The sequence below is a fragment of the Sphaerotilus montanus genome (genome assembly GCF_013410775.1).
Lineage (GTDB): Bacteria > Pseudomonadota > Gammaproteobacteria > Burkholderiales > Burkholderiaceae_C > Sphaerotilus > Sphaerotilus montanus.
On the sequence record NZ_JACCFH010000001.1, the window covers coordinates 1719706 to 1745223 of the forward strand.

Genomic DNA, 25518 nt, shown 5'->3' on the forward strand with positions numbered 1-25518 from the left:
TCAGGAGCCTCACGATGTTTCTGCGTCCCCTGCGCCCCCTGTGTCACCTCCTCGCCGCCGCCGGTCTGGTGGCCGCCCTCGGTGCCTGCAGCACACGGCCCGACCTGACCGCTCCGCCGACCCCCGCCCCCCTGACGCTGACCATCGCACACCTCAACGACCACCACTCGCAACTGGAGCCGATCCCCGCCGTGGAACTGGTGCTCGACGGCGTGGCGACCCAGGTCGAACTCGGTGGCTTCGCGCGCCAGACCACGCTGTTCCAGCAGGCCACCGCCGAGAAGAAGAACCTGCTCAAGCTGCACGCAGGCGACGCGGTGACCGGCACGCTGTATTACACCTTCTTCAAGGGCGAGGCCGACGCGAGGATGATGAACACGGTCTGCTTCGACGCCTTCGGCTACGGCAACCACGAGTTCGACGACGGCGACGGCGTGCTGAAGAACTTCCTGGACCAGCTCTACACGGCCGACTGCCAGACCGCCATCGTCTCGGCCAACGTCGTGCCGGCAGCCGGCTCCCCTCTGGCCCCGTCGGGCACGCCAGTCCACAAGCCCTACCTGGTCAAGACCTATGACGGCGTGAAGGTCGGCATCATCGGCATCGACGTCGCCGGCAAGACCAAGGCGTCGTCGCGCCCGCTGGCCGGCACCCAGTTCCTCGACGAGACGACCACGGCGCAGAAGTACATCGACGAACTCAAGGGCCAGGGCGTGAAGCACATCGTGCTGCTGACGCACCAGGGCTACGACGCCGACAAGAAGCTGGCGGCCGCGCTGACCGACGTGGACGTGATCATCGGCGGCGACTCGCACACGCTGCTGGGCGACTTCGCCAGCTTCGGCCTCAGCAGCTCGGGCGCCTACCCGACGGTGGTGAAGAACAAGGACGGCGGCACGGTCTGCATCGGGCAGTCGTGGGAATACAGCAAGGTCTTCAGCCTGATGAACGTCAAGTTCGACACCCAGGGCGCGGTCGCGAGCTGCGCGGGCAACGCCTCGGTGGTGATCGGCGACAGCTTCAAGCGCAAGAACGCCGCCGGCACCTTCGTCGCGGTCGATGACGCCACCAAGGTCGCGCTGACCGCCAAGCTGGCCACCGACCCGCGCATCAAGGTGACGACGCCCAACACCATCGCCGCAGGCGTGCTGGCCGGCTACACCGTGCAGGTCGAGGCGCAGAAGGCCAAGGTCATCGGCACCGCGACCGAAGCGCTCTGCCTGGTGCGGGTGCCCGGCGAGACGACCAACCGCTCCGGCGGCATCGCCGGCTGCGAGACCGCCAACACGCTGGCCCGCGGCAGCGACGCCGCGCAGGTGGTGGCCGAAGCCTTCCTGGCCGCCAGCAAGCGCGCCCACTTCGCGCTGCAGAACGCCGGCGGCGTGCGCACGCCGATCAGCAGCGGCACGCTGACGATGAACACCGCGTTCACCGTGCTGCCCTTCTCCAACGTGCTGGTCGAGCTGAACATGACCGGCGCCCAGGTGGTCCAGGCCCTGGAGGACGCTGTCGCCAACTACCGCGACAACGCTTCGTCCGACGGCTCGCACCCCTACGCGGCCGGCCTGCGCTGGCACCTGGACCTGAGCAAGGCGCGTGGCAGCCGCTTCAGCAACGTGGAGGTGAAGGACCGCACCTCGGGCGTCTGGTCCGCCATCGATCCGGCCAAGACCTACACCCTGGTGACAAACGACTTCATCGCCACCGGCAAGGACGGCTACACCACGCTCGGCCAGGTCTACACGGCGGGCAACTACGTCAACACCTACCTGCTCTACACGCAGACCTTCGCCGACTGGCTGGTCGCGCGCGGCGGCACGGTGTCGCGTCCGGCGGCGGGCGACTACTCGCACCAGAAGGTGATCGGCGTGGCAGGCGTAGCGCTGCCCTGATACTGGCGGGAAGTCGAGGAGATCTCGGACCCGACAGGGTTCAGGCCTCCAGCGGCAGGGTCACGGTGAACACCACGCCGCTCCCGTCCGCGCGGTCCTGCGCCGCCACCTGCCCGCCGTGGTACTCGGCGACCAGGCGCACGACATGGAGCCCGATGCCCAGGTGCGGCTGGTCGGACGCCGCTCCGTCGCGCACCGAGGAGAAGGGCTCGAACAGCGAGGTCGCCAGCGCCGCCGGCAGGCGCGGCCCCTGGTTCGAGACGCTGACGCGGACCTGGCGCGCGTGCGGCGCGTCGCGCTCGCACGCGACCACGATGGGCGTGCCGGCCACCGCGAAGTCGCAGGCGTTCGAGAGCAGCTTGTCCAGCATCTGCGCAGCCCAGTCGGGATCGCCCAGCACCCACGCGGCGGGCGGGCCGACGCAGACCTCGAAGATCCGGTCCGGCCGGCCCGCCGCGAAGGTGTTGACGTAGTCGTGCAGGAAGGCGCCGAGGTCGAAGCGAATGCGCGGGCTGCTGGCCAGCATCTCCTCCAGCCGCGACGCCTCGCCCATGGCCGACAGCACGCGGTTGATGCGGTCCATGCCGCGCTCGGTGCGCTCGAAGTAGACCGCGTCGGCCGGCGTGGTGCTGAGCGCGCGCAGGTTGTCCAGCGACATGCGGATCGAGGTGATCGGCGTGCGCAGCTCGTGGCCGAGCAGGCGGGCGAGCTTCTGCAGGTAGTCGTGGTAGCCGTCCAGGCGCTGCAGCAGGGTCGAGAAGCTGCGCGACAGGTCGCCCAGTTCGTCCTCGGCATCGTGGCTGGCCTGCAGGCGCAGACCGCGGCTGCGGCGCACACGGCCCTGGGCGTCCACGGCGCTCTCCGCCTCGGCCTGCAAGGCCAGCAGGCGCCGGGTGAGCCGGCCGGCGTACAGCGCCAGCACGCCCGCCACCACCAGGAAGGCCAGCAGCGTCGTGACCGCGAGCCGTTCGCGGGCATGCCAGGCGGCGCGGGTGATGGTGTCGTCGCCCTGCTCCACGACCACCACGCCCTCGACACCCGACGCCCCCCACACCGGCGCGGCCACCGAGAAGATGCGCGCGTCGCGGGTCGACAGGCTGCGCTGCTGCACGCCGATGCTGCCCTGGGCGGCGGCCCGCACCGCGTCATCGAGGACCGGACCGCTCGCCCGCTCCAGGTCGGAGAAATCGACCGTGTCCGGCGCCACCCAGGGGTGGACCCAGCGCACGATCCAGCGGTCCAGGGCATCGGCCTGGGGATCAGCCTGGGGGTCGGCATCGGCCATGAACCGCGTGTCCTGGCGCACCAGGCTGCCCCAGTGGCCGCGGACCCGCAGCTCCGTGTCCAGCAGCCAGACCTGGAAGCCGCTGCGCGCGATCGACGCCCCCGGCAAGCGCTCGGCCACCGGATCGGACAGCGGCTGCAGCGCGCGGGCATAGGCCTCGGTCACGTCGAGCAGCGCACGCTGCTGGGCCTGCTGCAGGCGTGTGCGCATCTCGCCGACGTAGTGCTCGTGCACCAGCGGAAACACCACCAGCAGCACCAGCGCCACGGCCAGCCCCTGCGCGCGCAGGCCGAAGCGCCACGGCCGGCGCGCCGTGGTCGGCACGGTGTCGGGGCTCATCGGGCGGCCGCGCCGTTCCAGCGGTAGCCGCGGCCGTAGACGGTGTCGATCATCGAGAACGCCGGATCGACCGCCTCGAACTTGGTGCGGATGCGCTTGATGTGCGCGGTCATGGTGTTGGGCTCGACGTAGATGTTCGCCGAGCGCATCAGCGTGTCGCGGTCACGCAGGTGGCCCACCTGCCGGGTGAGCGCCTTGATGATCTCGAACTCGGTGATCGTCAGATCGACCGCGGTGTCCTTCCAGCGGGCCTCGAAGCGCTCCAGGTCCAGCCGCAGGGCGCCGATGTCGAGGACGTGTTCCTGGCGACGCGCCTGCTGCAGGGCTTCCTGCCGGCGGAACAGGGCCGTGACCCGCGCCAGCAGCTGCGCCATCGTGATGTGGGCCTTGACGAGGTAGTCGTCTGCCCCGAGGCGAAAGCCGCTGATGACGTCCGATTCGCTGTCGAAGTTGGTCAGGATGATGATCGGCACCACCTTGGAGCGCGCCCGCAAGTCCTGGCACAGCACCATGCCCGCATCACGCTCGGCCCCCAGGCCGATGTCCAGCAGGACCAGGTCCGGCATCTGGACGGCGAAGGCAGCCTCGGCCTCTTGCCGGGAGGCGTGGCCACGTGGCTGGTACCCGGCGCGGCGCAGGGCTTCCAGGTAGTTGTCGCGGATGTCCTGTTCGTCCTCGACAACGGCGATCTGCTTGGTCATGGGGTGCTCCTCTCCTGTGGCGGAGCGGTCACTGCCCCGCGGATGGGCCATTGGAACGCAAGCGGACCCCGGTGTGGCGACCGGATCCGCAGCCGTCACGATTCATCACCATTCGTCCGGATCCGGCAGATTCGGTACAGGTTTCCGCCCCCGCCGCGCGGCACCATGCAGGACATGCACACCACCCGCCTGCCCGGTCTCTACCTGTTCTGCGGCCTGCTGATCACCACGCTGAGCAGCAGCCGGCGCGTGGAAGCGGTCTGGATGACTGGTGTCGAGACCCTGGTCGCGGCCGTCCTGCTGCTGCAGGTGTACCGCACCCGAGGAGCCCGTCCACCGGCTGCACCCGGTGGGTGGCACACCGCCACCGCATGCTGGGCCATGCTGTGGTGGGGCTGCGCGCTGGCCAACTCGCGGCAGATCGTCTCCATGCTGGTGCTGTTGCTGCTGGCACGGAGCGCACGGCCGCCCGGCCCCTGGCGCGGGTGGCGGCGCGCCCTCCCGCCGGGCGTGCTGCTGCTGGCCCTGGTGGTGGTGCTCGGCGTCGTGGACCTGCAGGCGTCCAACCCGCTCTGGCGCCTGTGGTGGATGGTGCAGATCAGCCCCTACGGCGACTGCTGCAGCCAGTACCAGCGGCATCTGACCGCGCTGGCGCTGGCCCGGGCGGCCGACTGGGGGCCGGCCCTCGGCGCGGTGCGGCCGGTGCCGCAGTCGCATGGCGACTTTGCGCTGGTCTGGCTGGTGGTCCGGGTGGGCTGGGTGCCGGTGGCCGGGCTTGTGGCGGGGTTCGTCGGCCTGTGGACCGCCGGTCTGATCGGCGCCTTGCGGCAGCTCCGGCGCACGCCGGCCGACAGCGCCGAACACGGGCTGGCCCGGGTCTGGCGGGTGGTCGGGCTCTGGCTGCTGGTGCAGGCGGTGCTGGGGGTGGCGGTCAATCTGGCGCTGCTGGGTCGGCCGGTCGGTATGGGGTTCCCGGGGCTGTCCTGGCATCCGGTGTCGCTCATGATGGTGCTCGTGTGGTGCGTGTGCGCATGCGTGGGCATGGGCGTGTGGCACTGCACATCGACCCACAGGGACACCCCGGACACGAACGCCGCATGAACCGCATGAGCATGAGCATGAGCAGACAACGAGGCACCGCGCGCCCCTGGCGCCGCAGGCTGGGCGCGGGCCTGGCCGCCCTGTGGTGGGCGGGCACCGTCCTGGCGGCCGATGGCGCGGCCACGCCGCTGCCGCTGCAGCCGGCCGTGGACCAGGCCGAGACCTGGCTGCGCCAGAACCGCCTGGAGCCGGCCATCGAGCGGCTCGAAACCCTGCTGACCCAGCGCCGGGCCACCGGGCAAGGCGCCTCGACGGACACCGACACCGCCGTCCACCTGGGACGCGCCTGGGGCCTGCTCGCCGACGCCTACGGCCGGCGCGGGCAGTTCGCGCTAGAACACCGGGCGCGGGTGCACGCGGTCGCGCAGTGGCGCAGCGCCTTCGGGCCGACCCACGCGACGGTGCTGGATGCGCGCACCCACCTGGCGCTGTCCTTGCGCCATCTGCAGCAGCCCCGCGAGGCCGAAGCCGATCTGCGCGCCGTGCTGGCCACCCGCATGGACCAGCTGCCGGCCGGCGTGGACGCCGCGGCCCGCGACCACCTGGCGCTGGCCACGCTCTTCCTGGTGCCGCAGCGCCGGCTGGCAGAGGCCGAGGACGCGGTGTCGAGCGGCCTGCGGCTGCTGCGCCAGTCCCCCGGTGTGCAGGAGGCGCGCCTCACGCCGTACCGCCTCGAACGCGCGGCGATCCAGATCGCACAAGGCCGGCCGGCCGATGCCGAATCGGTGCTGCGGCGCATCCTGGCCTTTCTCGACAGCCAAGGGGCCGCCGCCCGGCCGGAAGAGCGCATCCGGACGCTGCGGACGCTGGGGGAAGCGCTGCTGCGCCAGGGGCGCTACGCCGCGGCCGAACAGGCGCTGCGCGAGGCCGTCCAGGCGGCCCTGCCACACCCCGGTGTCCGCGACGTCGACCTCAACCTCGCCCGGACCCGGCTGTCGGAGCTGCTGCTCTTCCAGGAGCGGCCGGCCGAGGCCGAGCCGCTGCTGCGGGCGGTGCTGGACAGCCAGCGCCGGGGCGTGCGCGGGGAATTCCATCCGGACCTGTTCTCCACCTGGTCGCGTCTGGGCCGGGTTCTGGTGCAGCTCGACCGGGGCCGCGAGGCGGTGGACCTGCTGACCCGGCTGGTCGACGAGACCCGCACCGTGCGTGGCGCCCGGCATCCCGACACCGTCCATGCGCTGGCCACGCTGGCCTGGGCGCAGCAAGACAGCGGCCACACCGCGCAGGCGGAGCGGACCTTGCGGTCGGCCCTCGACATCGCCGACCGGGCCGAGGCCGGCGCCCTGGCGGAGGCGTCCACCGACATGCGCAACCAGCTCGGCACCCTGCTGCTCCACGAGGGGCGCTTCGCGGAGGCCGCGAGCGCCTTCCGCACCGCGCTGCAGGGCACGCAAGCGCTGCACGGCGCCACCCATCCGGAGGTCGCCACGGTGCAGGCCAACCTCGCCCTGGCGCTGCAGCGGCAGGGGCGGCTCGCCGATGCCGCCGCCGTGCTGCGCCAGGCGCTGGCGGTGCAGGAGGCCAGCCTCGGGCCGACGCACCAGCGGCTGGTGGACACCCTGGACACGCTGGGCTCGCTCTACAGCGAACTGGAGGATCTGCCCCGCGCCGAAGCGAGCCTGACGCGTGCCATCACGGTGCACCGGCAACGGGTGCCGGCCCCCGACCCGAAGGACACGCGGCTCGCCCGCTTGCAGGGGACGCTGGCGGGCGTCTGGGTCCAGGGCAACCGGCTGTCCGAGGCCGAGGCTGCGCTGCGCGTGTCCATCCAGACCCTGGAAGCCGCCGATCCGGACGACGCCGCCCTGCCCCATCAGCTGGTCAGCCTCGGGGGCGTGCACCGCCGCCGGGGGGAGTTCGCGCAGGCCCAGTCGCTGATGGAGCGGGCCGTGCGCCTGCGGCGGGCGCGCTGGGGCCCGGACGCCCGCCCGACCGCCATCACCGAAGTCGCACTGGCCCGGGTGCTGGACGCCGCCGGTCGGCCGGACGCCGCGGAGCCGCTGCTGCTGCACGCCCTGCACGTCCTCGACCAGGGGCCGACCCGCGGCACGCCCCATGTCGCCCAGGTCCACCAGCGCCTGGCCGAGGTCTACCGCCACACCGGGCGCCCGGGTCCGGCCCGCGCCGCCGCCCAGGCCGCGCTGACCCTCTACGAGCGCACCTACGGCCCGCAGCACGCCGACACGGTCGCGTGCCGGCAGTGGCTGGACGCGCTGACAGCGGGGCGGTAGGGCACCCGCCCTGCCACTTTTCATCACGATCCGGCGAGGATGTTTTGCGCTGGCCATCGCACCATGCGGATCACACAGGAGATGCCCCATGCAATTCGACCCCTCCACCAGCACCTTGTTCACCGATACCGGTGAACGGATCAAGACGCTGCACTGCCCGCGCAAGATGCAGTGGACGCAGCTGGAACCAGCCCGCGACAACGCCCCCCACCGCCATTGCCGGGCCTGCGACCACGTGGTCCTGGAGACAGCGGTCTTGTCCGATGCCGACTTGCTGGCCATCGTTCGGGCAGACCCGTCGACCTGCCTGCAGGTTCGCTCCGACCAACCCAACCTGACGCTGGTCTCCCGCGCACCAGACCGAGGAACGCCGTGAGAACACCTGCCATGGCCATGTCCTGGCGCACAGGCTGGTGGCGCCTGCTCGTCGCCCTAGTGGTGCTGGCCGCCATGGTGGCGTGGAGCCGCTATTTCCTGGCTCTCTCGGACGAGCGGTTCCGCTGGCAGCGCCGGTGCGCCTTCGTCTGCCCACCGTATGCGGTGACGCAGCAGGAGCGTGACGCGACCCACCGCGCCAGTGACTGGGAAAAGCCGCTGGTGCTGGCGCTGGCACCGTGGGGATACGGGCTGGCCGTCGGGGTGCGGCGGCTGCGCAGACGGCACACCAATACCTAAAGGGTATTGATTCGACAATATTCAGTATTGGACAGTATCGCGAGGCGATCCTATCGTGGCGGTGATCCCCTCCCCACCGCTCCCGAGAAAGTTCGCCTCCATGAACCCCGAACTCGGCCGCCGCGTCCGCACCGGCACCTTCGAGACCAACGTCCACGACCTCGGCACCGCCGCTGAGGACCAGCCGCCCGTGCTGCTCATCCACGGCTCCGGGCCGGGCGTGTCGGCGTGGGCGAACTGGCGGCTGGTGATGCCGGTGCTCGCGCAGCAGCGCCGCGTGATCGCGCCCGACATGGTCGGCTTCGGCTACACCGATCGACCGGCCGGCACCGCCTACATCATGGACACTTGGGTGCAGCAGGCGCTCGACCTGCTCGACGCGCTGGACGTGCCGCAGGTCGACCTGATCGGCAACTCCTTCGGCGGCGCGCTGTCGCTGGCGCTGGCCATCCGGGCGCCGCAGCGTGTGCGGCGGCTGGTGCTGATGGGCTCGGTCGGCGTGCCGTTCGTGATCACGCCGGGGCTGGACGCGGTGTGGGGCTACGAGCCGTCGTTCGAGACGATGCGCGGGCTGCTGGACATCTTCGCGTACAGCCGCGCGCTGGTCACGGACGAGCTGGCCGAACTGCGCTACCAGGCCAGCATCCGGCCCGGCTTCCAGGAATCGTTCTCCGCGATGTTCCCGGCGCCGCGCCAGCGCTGGGTCGATGCGATGGCCAGCCCGGAAGCCGCCATCCGCAGCCTGCCGCACGAGACGCTGGTAATCCACGGCCGCGAGGACCAGGTCATCCCGCTGTCCAACTCGCTGACCCTGGCCGACTGGATTCCGAACAGCCAGCTCCACGTCTTCGGCCACTGCGGCCACTGGACGCAGATCGAGCACAGCGCCCGCTTCGCGCAACTGGTCACCAACTTCCTCGCCGAAGCCGACGCGACCCGCTGACGCACCCCGCCCGTCATGCCCGCGCACGCGGGCACCCACCGAGTACCCAGACCATGATGGACACCCAGACGATCGAACGCTACGGCGACGAGCTGTACGCCTCGCTGCTCAGCCGCATCCCCGTCGAGCCGCTGACCAACCGCGAACCCGGCATCACCATCGACGACGCCTACCAGATCCAGCTCCGCATGATCCAGCGCCGCCTCGACGCGGGCGAAGTCGTGATCGGCAAGAAGATCGGCGTGACCAGCAAGGTGGTGATGGACATGCTCGGCGTGAACCAGCCGGACTTCGGGCACCTGCTCTCGGGCATGGTGTTCAACGAAGGCGAGCCGGTGGACACGTCCAAGATGATCGCGCCGAAGGCCGAGGCCGAGGTGGCGTTCATCCTGGCGCGCGACCTGACCGGCCCGGGCGTGACGGCGGCCGACGTGCTGCGCGCCACCGACTGCGTGATGCCGTGTTTCGAGATCGTCGATTCGCGCATCAAGGACTGGAAGATCAAGATCCAGGACACCGTCGCGGACAACGCTTCGTGCGGCGTGCTGACCCTCGGTGGCACGCGCCGCAGCCCGCGCGACCTCGACCTGGCGCTGGCCGGCATGGTGCTGGAGAAGAACGGCGAAATCATTTCCACCTCGTGTGGTGCGTCGGTCCAGGGCTCGCCGGTGAACGCCGTGGCGTGGCTCGCGAACACGCTCGGCCGGCTGGGCATCTCGCTCAAGGCGGGCGACGTGATCCTGTCGGGCTCGCAGTCGCCGCTGGTCCCGGTGAAAGCCGGCGACAGCCTGCACTGCAGCGTCGGCGGCCTGGGCAGCACCTCGGTGCGCTTCATCTGAACCCCGAGAGACCAGAGCGGAACCCACACCATGCAACTCGACCGCCAGACCATCGAACTGCTCGCCCTCCACGTCGAGGCCGCCGAGCTGAACGCCCGCGACATCACCAAGATCACCGACGACTATCCCCTGATGGACTGGGACGACGCCTACGCCATCCAGGACGAGATCCGCCGCCGCAAGGAAGCGCGCGGCAACAAGACCGTCGGCCTGAAAGCCGGGCTGACCTCGTTCGCCAAGATGAAGCAGATGGGCGTGGACACCCCCTGCTTCGGCTTCGTCAGCGACTACATGGCGCGCCCCGACGGCGGCGAAATCAGGATGTCCGAGCTGATCCACCCGAAGGTGGAGGCCGAGATCTGCATCGTCACCAAGGCGCCGCTGAAGGGCCCCGGCTGCCACGTCGGCACGGTGATGGCGGCGATCGACTTCGTGCTGCCCGCAGTGGAAATCATCGACAGCCGCTACCGCGACTTCAAGTTCGACCTGAAGAGTGTCATCGCCGACAACACTTCGGCCTCGCGCTTCGTGATCGGCGGGCGCTCGCGCAACGTCGAGGAACTCGACCTGCGCACGCTCGGCGTGGTGCTGGAGAAGAACGGCCAGATCGTGGCGATGGCGGCGGGCGCAGCGGTGCTCGGTCACCCGGCCGCGGCGGTCGCGATGATGGCCAACCACCTCGGCGCGCGCGGCCAGGAGATCCCCGCCGGCCCCTTCATCATGACCGGCGGCGTCACGGAAGCCATCGCGGTGCAGGCCGGCGACAGCGTGAATGTGCGCTTCCAGGACCTGGGCAGCGTGTCGATGCGCTTCGTCGAATAACCCCGAAAGCTCCTCATGACACAGAACCGCAAGATCAAGTGCGCCCTGATCGGGCCCGGCAACATCGGCACCGACCTGCTCGCCAAGCTGCAGCGCTCGCCCGTCCTCGAACCGGTATGGATGGTGGGCATCGACCCCGAATCCGACGGCCTGAAACGCGCCCGCGAGATGGGCATCAAGACCACGTCGGACGGCGTGGACGGCCTGGTGCCCCACATGCAGGCGGACGGCGTGCAGATCGTGTTCGATGCCACCAGCGCCTACGTCCACGCCGAGAACTCGCGCAAGGTGAACGAACAAGGCGCGCTGATGATCGACCTGACGCCGGCGGCGATCGGGCCGTTCTGCGTGCCGCCGGTGAACCTGAAGGCGCATGTCGGCTCCGGCGAGATGAACGTCAACATGGTCACCTGCGGCGGGCAGGCGACCATCCCGATGGTCGCCGCGGTCAGCCGCGTGCAGGCGGTCGCCTACGGGGAGATCGTCGCGACCGTGTCGAGCCGCTCGGTCGGCCCCGGCACGCGCAAGAACATCGACGAATTCACCCGCACGACCGCGGGCGCGGTGGAGAAGGTCGGCGGCGCGCAGAAGGGCAAGGCGATCATCGTCATCAACCCAGCCGAGCCACCGCTGATGATGCGCGACACGGTGCATTGCCTGGTGGATGAAGCCGCCGGTGCGCCGGACCAGGCTGCCATCACCGCCTCGGTCCACGCGATGCTGGCCGAGGTACAGAAATACGTGCCCGGCTACCGGCTGGTCAACGGCCCGGTGTTCGACGGCCAGCGCGTGTCGGTCTACCTCGAAGTCGAGGGCCTGGGCGACTACCTGCCCAAGTACGCCGGCAACCTCGACATCATGACCGCCGCCGCTGCCCGTACCGCCGAGATGTTCGCCGAGGAGATCCTCAAGGGCGAACTGGTCCTGCGGCCCACCGCGCCCGCCGTGGCCGCCTGAAGGGAGACACCACCATGACGACCACCACCACACCGCTGTCGAGCCTGCACGGCAAGAAGATCACCGTCCACGACATGACGCTGCGCGACGGGATGCACCCCAAGCGCCACCTGATGACGCTCGACCAGATGAAGTCGATCGCCTGCGGGCTCGACGCAGCCGGCGTGCCGCTGATCGAGGTCACCCACGGCGATGGCCTGGGCGGCTCCAGCGTCAACTACGGCTTCCCGGCGCACACCGACGAGGAATACCTCGGCGCGGTGATCCCGCTGATGAAGCAGGCCAAGGTGTCAGCGCTGCTGCTGCCCGGCATCGGCACCGTCGAGCACCTGCAGATGGCACATGACCTCGGCGTGAGCACGATCCGCGTGGCGACGCACTGCACCGAAGCCGATGTCAGCGAGCAGCACATCACCTACGCCCGCAAGCTCGGCATGGACACGGTCGGCTTCCTGATGATGGCGCATATGAACTCGCCTGAAGGGCTGGTCAAGCAGGCCAAGCTGATGGAGGGCTACGGCGCCAACTGCATCTACATCACCGACTCGGCCGGCTACATGCTGCCGGAGGACGTGAAGGCGCGGCTCGGCGCGGTGCGCGCGGCACTGAACCCGGCCACGGAACTCGGCTTCCACGGCCACCACAACCTGGCGATGGGCATCGCCAACAGCCTGGCCGCGATCGAGTGCGGCGCGACGCGCATCGACGCGGCAGCGGCGGGCCTGGGTGCTGGCGCCGGCAACACGCCGATGGAAGTGCTCGTCGCGGTGTGCGACCGGATGGGCATCGAGACCGGTGTGGATGTCTGGAAGATCCAGGACGTGGCCGAAGACTTGGTCGTGCCGATCATGGACTTCCCGATCCGCATCGACCGCGATGCGCTGACGCTGGGCTACGCGGGTGTCTACGGCAGCTTCCTGCTGTTCGCCAAGCGCGCCGAGAAGAAATACGGCATCCCGGCGCGCGACCTGCTGGTCGAACTCGGCCGCCGCAAGATGGTCGGCGGCCAGGAAGACATGATCGAGGACACCGCCCTCACCATGGCCCGCCAGCGCGCCGCCGTCTGATCCCGAGTCAACCCCAGGAGCCCCCCATGCCATTCGCCCAGATCTACATGCTCGAAGGCCGCACCGAGGACCAGAAGCGCGCCGTGATCGAGAAGGTCACGCAGGCGCTGCACGAAGCCGTCGGTGCCCCGAAGGAAGCCATCCGCGTCTGGATCCACGACATGCCCAAGGAGAACTGGGGCATCGCGGGGGTCAGCGCGAAGGACCTGGGGCGCTGAATGCCCGCCACCCGTGCGCTTACCGCGCGGTGCACAACACCGCGTGGTGGGCGTAATACAGCCGCTTCCACCACGGCATGAGCCACTGCGGCAGGTAATGGTTGGTGACGGCCTTGAGCCAGTAGCGGTGCAGTGCCAGCCCATCCTTTTGCGACACGAAGCGGATCGTGTCCATGTCGAGCACCGGCGCATAGTTCCGCCGGTCCACGATGCGCAGTCCGCAGGATTCGATCAGGGCCTCGAAGGAGGTCGAGGTGAAAAACTGGACATGCCCGGCGACATTGCCAGTGCGGTCCTTCAGGCGCGCTTTCAGCCTGCTCGCCATCAAGTCTTCCAGGGGCACCTCGATGACTGCGTGCGAGAACTTCAGCGCCCGCTGCATGGAGTGCAGGAACCGGGCGGGCTCCTCCAGATGTTCCAGCACATGGCTGACAACCACGACGTCGCTCGGCTCGTCGACGCGGAACTGCGGGTCGGTGATGTCGCCCTGCACGGCCTCGATGCCCGGGGAATGGGCGCGCAGGTAATCCACCGCCTCCTGCGAATAATCGACGCCCATGTAGGTCGCCGCCAGTGACCTGCGCTGGCATTCCGTGATCACCGCACCAACGCCGCAGCCCAGTTCCACCAACCGGCGCGGATGGAGATCATGGGCGCGCAGGAACTGCTCGATCGAATTCACCTTCTCCCTTGCACCTCGCCGCAGCCACTCGGCCTCCTGCTCGAGTTCGGTCTGGTACAGCTGGCGAAAGTGGTCCTTGCCCAGCACCACCGGAGATTTGTCCAGGCCCATTCGACGAGTCCTTCCAGGCTTGTTCAGCCACGATTGGCCAAGCCAGCTTACTCGCCGGTCTCGCTGGTCTTCCGGGCAGCGTCCCTCGATTCGCGGCCCCGCGAATGGGCAGGCGGATCAATGCGAATTCACCAGATCCGGATCCGCCGTGTTGCGCTCGTCGAGGTACAGGCGCGTCGGTTGCACCTCGCTGCACGCGGGGCCCACGACGACCACCTGGCTCAGCGCGAAGGACCTGGGGCGCTGACCGCAGCGGCCACTGGTGCCGGCCGCCGGTGCATCCACACCACCAGCACCACCCCCGCCGCCAGCAGCCCCGCGATCCCGCCAAAGGCCACCGCATCCGACCACGTCGCGGCGACGAACCCCAGGCACAGCGGCGTCGGCAATCGCAGCGCGCCCGCGACCAGCGAGGCGACACCCAGCGCATCGGCCGCGCGCTGCGGCGCCTGCTTCGCCACCAGCGCGAAGCAGCACGGCACGACACACGCCGTGCCCACCCCCACCAGCGCGAAGCCGAGCACGCTGCTGACGAACCCGTCCGCCAGCGCCACCGCGGCGAAGCCCAGCGCGGCCAGCACCAGCGACACGGTGATGACGCGGTGGTCGTCGAAGCGGTGCCGCAGCGTGTCGCCCAGGCTGCGCACGATCGCCTGACAGCCCGCGAACAGCGCCGCACCTGCGCCGGCCAGCGCCGGATTCGGCCCGCCCTGCTGCGCCAGGAACTGCGCCGACCACATCTGCGCGGTGATCTCGGCGGCGATGCACACGCCCAGCACCACGCCGAGCAGCAGCACGGGCAGCCCGAGATGGGCGCGTGACGGTGAGACCGCGGCATCCGTCGATGACGGCGCCCCAAGCACCGCCATCGCCCTCGGCGGGATCCGCGTCAGCGCCCACACCACGGGCGCGATCGACAGCACGGCCAGCCCCGCGCACGCCAGCGCCTCGAACTGGCTCGCCACCACGCTGCCGCTGATCGCACCGATCGCGAACGCACCGGACGCTGCCGCGTGCATCCGGATCAGCACCGGCCGGCCCGCCTCGCGCTCCAGCGCCGTGCCATCGGTGTTCATCGCCAGATCGACCGTGCCGGCGGTCAGGCCGAGCGCGACCAGGCTCGCCGTCAGCGCCAGCGGCGAGCCGGCGGCAAACAGCGCCACGAAGGTCAGCGCGTGCAGCACCAGCACCCAGCGCATCAACCGCCGCACCTCGATGCGGCGCAGCAGCCGCCCGCCCACGGTCATCGCGCCGACGTAGGCCGCGCTGTGCAGCGTCAGCGCCAGCCCGAGGCCGGCGGTGTCGAGGCCGGTCTGGCGCATCAGCGTCGGGATCGCGCCAGCGAACAGCCCCAGGCCGAAGGCGAAGGCGAAGAACACGCCGGTGAGGACGGCGCGGGGCCGCTGCGAAGGAGTCATGAACAGTCCAGGAAGGTTCAGGGGGTCACCGCGAACGCGCCAGATCAAGGTCCGCCGCATTGCGCTCGTCCACGTACACGCTGGTCGGCTGCACCTCGCTGCGCGCGTGGCACATGACGACCACATTGCTCAGCGGCTGGCGGCGGTGCAGCACCTCCACCGCACAGCGGCCGTACACGCTCTCGATCGTCGCCAGCAGGTTGCGTGCATACGGCGTGGCGAGCTGGCCGTCGAGGATCAGGTTGGCGATCAGCACGCCGTCGGCGGTCAGCACCCGGCGCGTGCTCTGCCAGAACTCGCGCGTGACGAGGTGGCCGGGGATCGAGGTGTGCGAGCTGTAGACATCGACCACGGCGGCGTCGAAGCGACGGTCCGTACGCGCCACGAAATGCCGCGCATCGTCCACGATGAACTCGCCACGCGCCGCTTCGCCGAGGAAGTGCTCCTCCGCGATGGCGCGGATCGCGGGGTCGATGTCCACGTAGGTGTAGCGGTTCTCGGTCTCGCGGTGCGACAGCGTGAAGCCGCCTGCGCCCAGCACCAGGATCGGCCGGTCGCGGAAACCGAAGTCCTCCAGCAGCACGCGGCGGATGTGGCTGACGTAGCGGGCGTAGTGCGGCGGCGTGCCCTCGTCGATCAGTGAGGCAATGGAGTTGTTGCTCTTGAACGCACGCGGGTTGACGGCGCCGTCGAGCTGCACCGGCACGACGCTGTAGCTCGCGTAGGCCGTGTCGATCCCCGGCCGCAGCCACAGATGGCCCACGCCGATCAGCGCCAGCAGCGCCGCCGCCGTCAGCGCCGTGCGTCCGCTGCGGGCGCTCACCAGCCCGAAGCCGAGCACCAGCAGCGCCGCGCACACCGACACCGCCGCCGACACGCCCAGCCACTGCATCACCCCCAGCGACAGCGTCACCGAGCCGAGGAAGGAGCCGAGCGTCGAGTAGTACAGCGCGTAGCCGCTCGACTCGCCGGCCCGGGCGTGTTGCATCAAGTTGGTGAGGATGGGCACGGTCTGGCCCAGCAGCCACGCCAGCGGACACAGCACGGCCGCCATGAAGGCGAGGTAGGCCAGCCACGGCGACGGCATCCCCGCGAACAGCCCGTCCACGCTCACCCCAGCCAGCCCCACCCCGCAGACCACCGCCGACCACAGGAAGTTGCGCGACACGGCGGCGAGGTAGTCCCGCTCGACCTTGGCCCCCGTGTGGTACCCGAGAGCCAGCGCGAGCAGGAACAGCCCGATCGTCGGGGCGGTGACGATGATGGAGCTGCCCAGGTGCGGCACGAGCTGCCGCAGCGCGAGCACCTCCGCGCCCAGCGAGCAGAAGCCCTCGATGAAGACGATGGCGTAGAGCTGCGGCCGGGACAGCGCGGGCGGGCGGGCTGCCGCGGGTTCAGTCATCCGGCAGCAGATGGGGATTCCAGACCACCTCCCACAGGTGTCCGTCCGGATCCTGGAAGTAGCCGCCGTAGCCACCCCAGAACGTGTCCTGCGCCGGCTTGACGACCACCGCGCCCGCGGCGGCGGCCTGCGCCATGACCGCATCGACCTCCTCGCGCGAACGCACGTTGTGGCCGAGGGAGAGTTCGGTGGCACTGGGCGGCTGCAGCGGCAGGCCGGTGTCGTGCGCCAGGCTGCGGCGCGGCCAGAGCGCCAGCTTCAGGCCGGGCTGCAGGTCGATGAAGGCCACCGCGCCGTGTTCGAACTCGGTGCCGAAGATGCCGGGTGTGGCGAAGCCGAGGCCATCGCGGTAGAAGCGTAGCGCGCGGTCGAGGTCGTCGACGGCCAGCGTGAGGACGGTGAGGCGGGGCTTCATGGCGTGCGGGTGCAGGTGATGGCGTCGTCGAAGTAGGCGCGGGTGTTGACGTGGACCGCGTCGCTGGCGAGCAGCGCGCCCACCGGCCACCACTGCAGCGCGCTGTGCTGGCTGTCGAGCGAGCGGACCGAGTCTTCGCCGACGGTCACCTCGTAGGCGAGCACGACGTAGTGCGTCGTCACGTCCTCGGTGCCGGAGAAGTTGTCGGGGTAGAGGTGCTCGAACACGCCCAGCGGCCGGGCGGCGGCGACCTCGTCGGGGTGGAAACCGAGTTCGGCGGCGGCGATGCGGCGCAGCGCGTCGGCCACGCGCTCGTCCTTGAGGATGCGCCCGCCGGGGACGAACCACGTGCCCTGCGCCGGGCGGTTCTGGCGTAGGCCGAGCAGCACCTCGCCGCGGGCGTTGCGGCAGACGAGGTCGATCGAGACCAGGGGGGTGTGGCGGACGACGGTCAGCAGGGTGTCGTGGGGGAGGTAGTGGCGGTGGGTGGGGGTTGGCGGCGCGGTCATGGACACGAGTATTGCGGATCGCGTCGATAATTTTCGAAACCGAGGGCCATCCCATGACGACATTCGAGACAGCACGCTCACCCGACATGCTGGAGCACAGGCCCGAAGCGCGCGCATTCAAGATCGAGGATCTCATGCTGGAGATCCGACGGGGCCGGCTGAGAATTCCTTCATTTCAGCGCCGACTGGCCTGGGACCGCGAGGATGCCCGCAAACTGGTGGACAGCCTGTACCTGGGCTATCCGGTGGGTACTTTGCTGCTCTGGGAAACGACGGCACCAGCAGATCAGATCCGGTGGGGTGGCCTGCGTCTTCAGGCTGAGGCAAGACCGGACGCCCTGCTGGTGGTGGATGGCCAGCAACGCTTGGTATCACTGGCGCGCATCCTGTTGACCACTGACGACGATGCCGACGATTTCGCCCTGTACTTCGACCTTGACCGCAAGACCTTCGTCCTGCCACCCTCGCCGGGCAACCTCGAAGACGACCCCGCCCGATGGTTTCCCCTGAACCGCCTGCTGGATTCGGAGCAGTTGTTCGAGTGGCTCTACAAACGTGAGCCCAGCCGTGAGCGCCGTGAGCGGGCGCTGCAACTCGGCAAGCGTCTGCGGGAATACGACATCCCGGCCTACATCGTGCGCAATGGCAGCGAGTCGATCCTTCGGGAAATCTTCGGGCGGCTCAATTCGATGGGGAAACAACTCAAGGCGGCCGAGGTATTTGACGCATTGAACGGCCTGCGTACCGGGAAAAACCCATCGTCCTTGGCCGACATGGTTCTCGCGCTGGCCCAGTCCCTTGATTTTGGTCATATCGAGGAGGACATCCTCTACCGGTTGTTGCGCGTGCTGCATGGGTTGGATGTCGTATCTGGTGGCAACGCTGACCCGCTGCGGTTAAGCCAGCACCTCGCCGGCGAGCTGTACAGACAGACAGAGCAGATTGCCCGCCAAGTGGTCTATTTCATACGCCGCGACGCAGGCATTCCTCACTACAACCTGCTGCCGTACAAGCAGCCGCTGGTCACGCTGGGCAAGTTCTTCAGTCACCACCCACAACCGAAGCCACGGTCACGCGAATTGCTGGCCCGCTGGCTCTGGCGCGGAGCACTCAATGGTGACCACCTCGGCAACGCAGTCTCAACCCGAGCGGCGCTGAATCGGATAGACCCGATTGACGAGGAACGGTCCGTTCAGTGCATGTTGGAGATGGTGGGCCACGAGCAGCCACTGCTACCAGCCTCCACAGAGCCCTTCAACTTTCGTTTTGCAGCCAGCAAGCTACAGGCACTTGCTTTGCTGGAGTTGCAACCGCGCGATCTGGAAACGGGCGAACTGATCGACATGGGCGTACTGCTGGACTACCGGCAGGCGGGGCAGGAACCTCCGTTCGTGCCGCTGTTGAAGGGCTCGCATGCCGAAGGTGCTCTGGCCCTGTCCGTGGCCAATCGAATGGCACATCCCGTGCGACCCGGTCTGCGCAAGACATTGCTGCAGGTGACAGATGACGCCACGCTGGCCTCGCACGGTATCAGCCCGGAAGCGTTGTCCGCCCTCCAGGGCGGAGACAACGTGCGATTCCTGAGTTTGCGTGCTGCGACGTTACAGCCGCACTTCGAGCAGGTCTTCGCCCGCCATGCCCGCTGGGATGCCTCAGACCGGCCCTCACTCTCCTCGCTGGTCGTGTCCGATGACGAGGAAGACACATGACACGTACCGTCAAGCGCCTGCGTGTGCTGCTCGGCGATCTGCCCGTCGGGCGACTGACGCTGGACGATGCGGCTCGCTGCGAGTTCCACCTGCTGGAGTCCTACCGCCACGGCCACCCCCGACCGGTGCTGGGCCAGAGCTTCGAGGACGATCTCGGTGCCCACCGACGTGCGTTGTCGCGATTGCCTGCGTGGTTCTCGAATCTGCTGCCCGAAGGCGCGCTGCGGGAACTGGTCGCTCGGGATGCTGGCGTCGAGCCCGCCCGGGAATTCAGGCTGCTGGAACACCTCAGTCACGATTTGCCCGGCGCGATTCGCATCGAGCAGGACGACCACCCAGCAGTGCGGGCAGACGCCGAGTCTGCGGACGCCCTGGAAGACCTGGCAGCCGGCACACACGAGGACAGCGCTTGGCATTTTTCACTGGCTGGTGTGCAACTCAAGTTCTCCGCGCTGCGCAGCAACCGCGGCATGACGGTTCCCGTCTCGGGCCAGGGCGGGGACTGGATCCTCAAGCTGCCCGACCTGCGCTATCCCGGCGTACCCGCCAACGAGCACGCGACGATGCACTGGGCCGCCGCCAGCGGGATCACCATTCCCGAGATCGATCTGGTCGACATCGGGCAGGTGAGCGGGCTGCCGGCCACGGGCATCCCGCGGCAGGAGACGCAGGCATTTGTCATACGGCGTTTCGACCGGCCGGTGCCCGGGAAACGCCTCCACATGGAGGATTTCAACCAGATCCTCGGCCTGTACCCCGAGCAGAAATACGCCCGGTTCAACTACGAGACGATCGCCCGGCTGACGCTGGTGCTGACCGGCGTTGCGGGGCTGGAAGAGCTGATCCGCCGCTACGTGTTCATGCTCGCCAGCGGCAACGGCGACGCCCACCACAAGAACTGGACACTGATCTACCCGGACGGCGTGCAGGCAGCGCTGTCGCCCGCCTATGACCTGGTGTCCACCATCCAGTACATGCCCGACGACCGGCTGGCGCTGAACTTCGGCAGGTCCAAGCGGTGGGAGGACATGGGAATGGCCACCTTCCGTCGGCTGGCGCGCAAGATCGACTTCGACGAGGCGCAGATCGTCGGATGGACCCTGCAGGCGGTGGCCGCCACGCAGCAAGCGTGGTCGGCCTCGTCCCACGAGTTTGGCTACGACTTGGTGGCTCGGGAACGGGTCGAGCAGCACATGCGCAGAGTGCCGCTGTTCTCGACGCCATGAAAAACGGCGCCCCGCAGAGCGCCGTCCTCACGACTTCAGGCAGTCAGAGCCGGATCAGGCCGCAGCTTTCACCTTCAACCGCCACGCATGCAGCAACGGCTCCGTGTACCCGCTCGGCTGCGTCTGCCCCTTGAACACCAGATCCAGCGCCGCCTGATAAGCCGCACCATCCTGATTCGCCGCCAGCGACTTGTAGAGCGGATCCCCGGCGTTCTGCCCGTCCACCACCACCGCCATGCGCGCAAACGCCTCGCGCACCTGCGCCTCGCTCACCACGCCGTGCAGCAGCCAGTTGCACAGGTGCTGGCTGGAGATCCGCAGCGTCGCGCGGTCTTCCATCAGGCCGATGTTGTGGATGTCCGGCACCTTCGAGCAGCCCACACCCTGGTCCACCCAGCGCACGACGTAGCCCAGGATGCCCTGCACGTTGTTGTCGATTTCCTGCTGGCGCTCGGCGTCGGACCACTTGGCCTCGGCCACGACCGGCACGGTCAGCAGGTCGGTCATCAGCTTGTCCGTCAGCGCCGGGTTCGCCGCGTCGCCGCTGGCCTCGATCTGCTGCTGGACTGCGGCCACGCTGATCTGGTGGTAGTGCAGCGCGTGCAGCGTCGCCGCGGTCGGGCTCGGCACCCACGCCGTGTTGGCGCCGGCCTTCGGGTGGCCGACCTTCTGCTCCATCATCGCGGCCATCAGGTCGGGCATCGCCCACATGCCCTTGCCGATCTGCGCACGGCCACGCAGGCCGCAGGACAGGCCGATCAGCACGTTGCGGCGCTCGTAGGCCGCGATCCAGGCGCTGGACTTGATGTCACCCTTGCGCATCATCGGGCCGGCGTGCATGGCGGTGTGCATCTCGTCGCCGGTGCGGTCGAGGAAGCCGGTGTTGATGAAGGCCACGCGCGACGAGGCCGCCGCGATGCAGGCCTTCAGGTTCACCGACGTGCGGCGCTCCTCGTCCATGATGCCGAGCTTGACGGTGCTGTCAGGCAGGCCGAGCAGTTGCTCGACGCGGCCGAACAGCTCGCCCGCGAAGGCCACTTCGGCCGGGCCGTGCATCTTCGGCTTGACGATGTAGACGCTGCCGGTGCGGCTGTTCTTCAGGCCGTTGGCGCCGTGGCGCTGCAGGTCGTGCAGCGCGATGGTCGTGGTGACCACGGCGTCCATGATGCCTTCCGGAATCTCCTTGCCCTCGGCGCCCCACAGGATCGCCGGGTTGGTCATCAGGTGACCGACATTGCGCACGAACATCAGCGAGCGGCCGTGCAACACGACCTCGCCGCCGTTCGGGCCGGTGTAGACACGGTCGGCGTTCAGGCGGCGGGTGAAGGTCTTGCTGCCCTTGCTGACTTCCTCGGTCAGCGTGCCGAGCTGGATGCCGAGCCAGTTGCGGTAGGCCAGCACCTTGTCCTCGGCATCCACCGCGGCGACCGAGTCTTCCAGGTCGAGGATGGTGGACAGCGCGGACTCGACCACCACGTCGGACACGCCAGCGGCGTCGGTCTTGCCGGTGGCGGTCGTGCGGTTGATCAGGATGTCGATGTGCATCCCGTTGTTCACCAGCAGCACCGAGGTCGGCGCCGCTGCGTCACCCTGGTAGCCGACGAACTGGGCCGGGTTGTCGAGGCCGGCAGTGGCCCCACCCTTCAGCGCGACAACCAGCTTGCCGCCTTCGACGCGGTAGCCGGTGGCGTCCTTGTGGGTGGCGCCGGCCAGCGGGGTGGCCTGGTCGAGGAAGTTGCGGGCGAACTCGATCACGCGGGCGCCGCGCACCGGGTTGTAGCCGCCGGCCTTCTCGGCGCCGTTGGCCTCGGAGATCGCGTCGGTGCCGTACAGCGCGTCGTACAGCGAACCCCAGCGGGCGTTGGCGGCGTTCAGCGCGTAGCGGGCGTTCAGGATCGGCACCACCAGTTGCGGGCCGGCCTGCAGCGCCAGTTCGGCGTCCACGTTGGCGGTCGTGGTCTGCACGGTCTCGGGCACCGGGACGAGGTAGCCGATCTGCGTCAGGAAGGCGCGGTAGGCGGCCATGTCGGCGATCGGGCCGGGGTTGGCCTGGTGCCACGCATCCATCTCCAGCTGGATGCGGTCACGCTCGGCCAGCAGCGCGGCGTTCTTCGGCGCGAGGTCGCTGACGATGGCGTCGAAGCCAGCCCAGAACGTCGCCGAAGCAACGCCGGTGTTCGGCAGCACTTCATCCTCGATGAAGCGGAACAGCTCGGTGGCCACTTGCAGGCCGTGGATCGTGGTGCGTGCGGTCATGGTGGGAACCTCGGGGTCGGATCGATGGAATGAACGGAAGGACAGGAATCAGGAAGGAAAGAAATTCAGGACGTCGCGCAGGCTGGCACCCACGCGGGTCGGCTCGGTGCCGAGCGTTTCGAGCGGCGCGCCGGTCCGGTTGACCCACAGCGTCGTGAAGCCGAACCAGGTGGCGCCGAGCGCGTCCCAGCCATTGCTGGAAACGAACAGGATCTGTTTCGCGGGCAGGCCGAGCGTCTTCGGACCGAGGGCGTAGGCGCGGGGATCGGTCTTGAAGGCCCGCGCCGGCTCGACGCTGATGACGTGGTCGAGCAGCGGGCCGAGCCCGGCGCTGCGCACCGCGATGCCGAGCATGTCGGGGTCGCCGTTGCTGAGGATGCCGGTCGGAATGCCACGCGATTTCAGACCGTCCAGCACCTCGCGCACTTCGGGGAAGGCGCTCAGGTGGCGGTACTGGTTCATCAGGTGGTCTTCGGACGCCTGGGGCAGCGCGAGTTGCAGCCGCGCGCAGGCGTGGCGCAGGGCGGCGCGGGTGATGTCCCAGAACGGGCGGTAGCGGCTGCCGTCGGGCGCGCTCATGGTGATGAGGCGCGTGTAGTCGATCTGCTTCTCGCGCCACAGCAGCGAGAGCGCCTCGCCCCGGCCCGGAAAGAGCTGCTCGGCCGTCAGCGCGACGCTGTAGACGTCGAACAGCGTGCCGTAGGCGTCGAACAGGACGGCCTGGGGGGCGGTGGCAGGGGACAGCTTGTGCATGGTGGCATCACTGTATTGCAACCCTGCAGAATCATTGATGGTCTGAAAATCGAATGATTTGTGACCTGGATGCAGGTAATCCACAATCCGGCATGGACCGTCTCAAGCAACTCGAAACCTTCACCGCCGTCGTCAGCCGCGGCAGCCTGACCGCCGCCGCGCTGGCCGAAGGGGTGGCGCCCGCGGTGATCGGCCGGCGGCTGGACGCGCTGGAGGAGCGCCTGGGCGTCAAGCTGCTCGTGCGCACCACGCGCAAGCTCACGCTGACCCACGAGGGCAGCGCCTTCCTCGAAAACTGCACCCGCGTGCTCGCCGACCTCGCCAGCGCGGAGGCCAGCGTCAGCGCGGGCGGCGTCAAGGCGAGCGGCCATGTGCGCATCACGGCGCCGGGGGGGTTTGGCCGTCGGCATGTGGCGCCGCTGCTGCCGCGGTTCCTGGCGCTGCACCCGGAGGTGTCGCTGTCGCTGAACCTGTCGGACCGGATCATCGACATGGTCAACGAGGGCTACGACTGCGCGGTGCGCGTCGGCGACATGCCCGACTCCAGCCTGATCTCGGTCCGGCTGGCCGACAACCGCCGCCGCTGCGTGGCCTCGCCCGCCTACCTCGCCCGCGCCGGCACGCCCCAGCAGCCGCTCGACCTGATGCGCCACGAGTGCCTGACGCTCAGCTCCGAGGCGAGCCAGTCGCGCGGCTGGGCGTTCCTGGTCGACGGCGCGGTGCAGTACCTGCGGCCACCCGGTCGGCTCGACTGCTCGGACGGGCAGGTGCTGCATGCGTGGTGCGTTCAGGGCCTGGGCGTCGCGTGGCGCAGCACCTGGGAAGTGGAAGCCGACCTGCGCGCCGGCCGGCTCGTCAGCGTGCTGGACGACCACGCCGCGCCGCCCAACGGCATCTACGCCGTGCTGCCGCATGTGCGCCACCTGCCGCTGCGGGTGCGGCTGTGGGTGGACTTCCTCAAGCACAGCTACAGCGCGCCCGGTTACTGGAGTGCGGGCTGATGCGGCTGGCATGATGGCCGCAGAAGCGGTAACAATTCACACCAACTTGAGGAGCACGCCATGAAGTGGGACGGACAGCGAGAGAGCAACCAGGTGGAGGACCGCCGCGGCCAGGGAGGCACCAGCGGCGGCGGTGGCCGCATGGGCGGGCGGCGCGGGGTCGGGCTGGGCACGATCGCGATCGCGCTGGTGGCGAGCTGGGTGTTCGGCGTCAATCCGATGACGGTGATCGGCGTGCTCGGCGGCATGGGCGGTGGCGAGGCCGAGGTGGTGCAGCAGGCCCCGGCCGGCACGAACCGCGCAGCCCCCCAGGACCAGAACGCCCGCTTCATCTCGACCGTGCTCGCCTCGACCGAGGACGTGTGGGACGGCGTGTTCCGCCAGGCCAATGCGCAGTACCAGAAGCCCGGTCTCGTGCTCTACAGCAACGCCACCCGCACCGCCTGCGGCACCGGCCAGGCGGCGATGGGCCCGTTCTACTGCCCCGGCGACTCGAAGGTCTACCTCGACCTCGACTTCTTCGACACCATGCGCCGCCAGCTCGGCGCACCGGGCGACTTCGCGCAAGCCTATGTGGTGGCCCACGAGGTCGGCCACCACGTGCAGCACCTGATGGGCATCACCGACAAGATCGACGCGATGCGGGGCCGCGTCAGCGAAGCGCAGAACAACGCGCTGTCGGTGCGGCTGGAGCTGCAGGCCGACTGCTTCGCCGGCGTCTGGGCACACCACGCACAGCAGGCGAAGAACTGGCTCGAACAGGGTGACCTCGAAGAGGCGATGAATGCCGCGTCGCAGATCGGCGACGACACGCTGCAGCGCAACGCCGGGGGCCGCGTGCGCCCGGAGAGCTTCACCCACGGCACCAGCCAGCAGCGCATGACCTGGTTCAAGCGCGGCCTGCAGACGGGGCAGCTCGCGCAGTGCGACAGCTTCCAGGCGCGCAGCCTTTGACCGGCTACGCGC

At 69.2% G+C, this 25518-nt stretch carries 24 protein-coding genes; 15 read left to right on the forward strand and 9 right to left on the reverse strand.

Translation table 11 applies throughout. The features are described from left to right. The first annotated feature begins 14 nt into the window (after positions 1 to 14). The gene (locus tag BDD16_RS07715) at positions 15 to 1892 is read left to right on the forward strand and encodes a bifunctional metallophosphatase/5'-nucleotidase (protein ID WP_179633408.1); all 1878 of its coding nucleotides are present in this window, start codon (positions 15 to 17) and stop codon (positions 1890 to 1892) included. A 40-nt stretch (positions 1893 to 1932) separates the two neighbouring features. Here BDD16_RS07715 and BDD16_RS07720 read toward each other — a convergent pair whose 3' ends face one another. After that, positions 1933 to 3516, reverse strand: a complete 1584-nt coding sequence (locus tag BDD16_RS07720; RefSeq protein WP_179633409.1) for an ATP-binding protein — start codon at positions 3514 to 3516, stop codon at positions 1933 to 1935. Next, positions 3513 to 4217, reverse strand: a complete 705-nt coding sequence (locus BDD16_RS07725) for a response regulator (RefSeq protein WP_179633410.1) — start codon at positions 4215 to 4217, stop codon at positions 3513 to 3515. The genes BDD16_RS07720 and BDD16_RS07725 overlap by 4 nt, the downstream gene beginning before the upstream one ends. 174 nt (positions 4218 to 4391) lie before the next feature. Here BDD16_RS07725 and BDD16_RS07730 point away from each other — a divergent pair, with 174 nt between their 5' ends. The 10 genes from BDD16_RS07730 (at position 4392) to BDD16_RS07775 (ending at position 13070) form a co-directional block, all read left to right on the forward strand. Then, positions 4392 to 5318 (forward strand): hypothetical protein, encoded by a 927-nt coding sequence (locus BDD16_RS07730; protein ID WP_179633411.1) that lies wholly within the window; start codon positions 4392 to 4394, stop codon positions 5316 to 5318. A gap of 17 nt (positions 5319 to 5335) precedes the next feature. Further along, on the forward strand, positions 5336 to 7549 hold the full coding sequence (locus BDD16_RS07735; RefSeq protein WP_179633412.1) for a tetratricopeptide repeat protein: 2214 nt from the start codon (positions 5336 to 5338) through the stop codon (positions 7547 to 7549). A gap of 88 nt (positions 7550 to 7637) precedes the next feature. Then, the gene (locus tag BDD16_RS07740; protein ID WP_179633413.1) at positions 7638 to 7925 is read left to right on the forward strand and encodes a hypothetical protein; all 288 of its coding nucleotides are present in this window, start codon (positions 7638 to 7640) and stop codon (positions 7923 to 7925) included. An 11-nt stretch (positions 7926 to 7936) separates the two neighbouring features. Continuing rightward, complete coding sequence (locus BDD16_RS07745; RefSeq protein WP_179633414.1) at positions 7937 to 8224, forward strand: hypothetical protein; 288 nt, start codon at positions 7937 to 7939, stop codon at positions 8222 to 8224. A 100-nt stretch (positions 8225 to 8324) separates the two neighbouring features. Beyond that, positions 8325 to 9167 (forward strand): alpha/beta fold hydrolase, encoded by an 843-nt coding sequence (locus BDD16_RS07750; protein ID WP_179633415.1) that lies wholly within the window; start codon positions 8325 to 8327, stop codon positions 9165 to 9167. Positions 9168 to 9223: 56 nt separating this feature from the next. After that, positions 9224 to 10006, forward strand: coding sequence for a 2-oxopent-4-enoate hydratase (gene dmpE, locus BDD16_RS07755; protein ID WP_179636049.1), 783 nt, complete (start codon positions 9224 to 9226; stop codon positions 10004 to 10006). A gap of 30 nt (positions 10007 to 10036) precedes the next feature. Then, entirely contained in the window at positions 10037 to 10828 is a 792-nt protein-coding gene (gene dmpH / locus BDD16_RS07760) for a 2-oxo-3-hexenedioate decarboxylase (protein WP_179633416.1), read from the forward strand. Between the two features lie 15 nt (positions 10829 to 10843). Beyond that, positions 10844 to 11785 carry an acetaldehyde dehydrogenase (acetylating) gene (locus BDD16_RS07765; protein ID WP_179633417.1) on the forward strand — a complete coding sequence of 314 codons (942 nt, stop codon included), beginning with the start codon at positions 10844 to 10846 and terminating at the stop codon, positions 11783 to 11785. Positions 11786 to 11799: 14 nt separating this feature from the next. Next, positions 11800 to 12852, forward strand: coding sequence for a 4-hydroxy-2-oxovalerate aldolase (gene dmpG / locus BDD16_RS07770; protein WP_179633418.1), 1053 nt, complete (start codon positions 11800 to 11802; stop codon positions 12850 to 12852). A gap of 26 nt (positions 12853 to 12878) precedes the next feature. Further along, positions 12879 to 13070 carry a 2-hydroxymuconate tautomerase gene (locus BDD16_RS07775; protein WP_179633419.1) on the forward strand — a complete coding sequence of 64 codons (192 nt, stop codon included), beginning with the start codon at positions 12879 to 12881 and terminating at the stop codon, positions 13068 to 13070. Positions 13071 to 13089: 19 nt separating this feature from the next. On the opposite strand, the gene BDD16_RS07780 is transcribed toward BDD16_RS07775, so the two are convergent. The 5 genes from BDD16_RS07780 to BDD16_RS07800 form a co-directional block, all read right to left on the reverse strand. Continuing rightward, positions 13090 to 13863, reverse strand: coding sequence for a class I SAM-dependent methyltransferase (locus BDD16_RS07780; RefSeq protein WP_179633420.1), 774 nt, complete (start codon positions 13861 to 13863; stop codon positions 13090 to 13092). Between the two features lie 221 nt (positions 13864 to 14084). After that, the gene (locus BDD16_RS07785) at positions 14085 to 15281 is read right to left on the reverse strand and encodes an MFS transporter (RefSeq protein ID WP_179633421.1); all 1197 of its coding nucleotides are present in this window, start codon (positions 15279 to 15281) and stop codon (positions 14085 to 14087) included. Positions 15282 to 15306: 25 nt separating this feature from the next. Continuing rightward, positions 15307 to 16683, reverse strand: coding sequence for a fused MFS/spermidine synthase (locus BDD16_RS07790; RefSeq protein ID WP_218897742.1), 1377 nt, complete (start codon positions 16681 to 16683; stop codon positions 15307 to 15309). After that, entirely contained in the window at positions 16676 to 17098 is a 423-nt protein-coding gene (locus tag BDD16_RS07795) for a VOC family protein (RefSeq protein ID WP_179633422.1), read from the reverse strand. Before BDD16_RS07795 ends, BDD16_RS07790 begins: the two co-directional genes overlap by 8 nt. Further along, positions 17095 to 17607, reverse strand: coding sequence for a GDP-mannose mannosyl hydrolase (locus BDD16_RS07800; RefSeq protein WP_179633423.1), 513 nt, complete (start codon positions 17605 to 17607; stop codon positions 17095 to 17097). Before BDD16_RS07800 ends, BDD16_RS07795 begins: the two co-directional genes overlap by 4 nt. 53 nt (positions 17608 to 17660) lie before the next feature. Between BDD16_RS07800 and BDD16_RS07805 the strand changes: the two genes are divergently transcribed. Further along, the gene (locus tag BDD16_RS07805; RefSeq protein ID WP_179633424.1) at positions 17661 to 19316 is read left to right on the forward strand and encodes a DUF262 domain-containing protein; all 1656 of its coding nucleotides are present in this window, start codon (positions 17661 to 17663) and stop codon (positions 19314 to 19316) included. Beyond that, entirely contained in the window at positions 19313 to 20542 is a 1230-nt protein-coding gene (locus tag BDD16_RS07810) for a type II toxin-antitoxin system HipA family toxin (RefSeq protein WP_179633425.1), read from the forward strand. Before BDD16_RS07805 ends, BDD16_RS07810 begins: the two co-directional genes overlap by 4 nt. Before the next feature lie 54 nt (positions 20543 to 20596). On the opposite strand, the gene BDD16_RS07815 is transcribed toward BDD16_RS07810, so the two are convergent. Continuing rightward, positions 20597 to 22798 (reverse strand): malate synthase G, encoded by a 2202-nt coding sequence (locus BDD16_RS07815; protein WP_179633426.1) that lies wholly within the window; start codon positions 22796 to 22798, stop codon positions 20597 to 20599. A gap of 48 nt (positions 22799 to 22846) precedes the next feature. After that, complete coding sequence (locus BDD16_RS07820) at positions 22847 to 23551, reverse strand: haloacid dehalogenase type II (RefSeq protein ID WP_179633427.1); 705 nt, start codon at positions 23549 to 23551, stop codon at positions 22847 to 22849. Between the two features lie 92 nt (positions 23552 to 23643). Here BDD16_RS07820 and BDD16_RS07825 point away from each other — a divergent pair, with 92 nt between their 5' ends. Both BDD16_RS07825 and ypfJ read left to right on the forward strand, forming a co-directional pair. After that, positions 23644 to 24552, forward strand: coding sequence for a LysR family transcriptional regulator (locus BDD16_RS07825; protein ID WP_179633428.1), 909 nt, complete (start codon positions 23644 to 23646; stop codon positions 24550 to 24552). 60 nt (positions 24553 to 24612) lie between these two features. Then, positions 24613 to 25506 (forward strand): KPN_02809 family neutral zinc metallopeptidase, encoded by an 894-nt coding sequence (gene ypfJ / locus BDD16_RS07830; protein ID WP_179633429.1) that lies wholly within the window; start codon positions 24613 to 24615, stop codon positions 25504 to 25506. Positions 25507 to 25518: the final 12 nt, after the last annotated feature.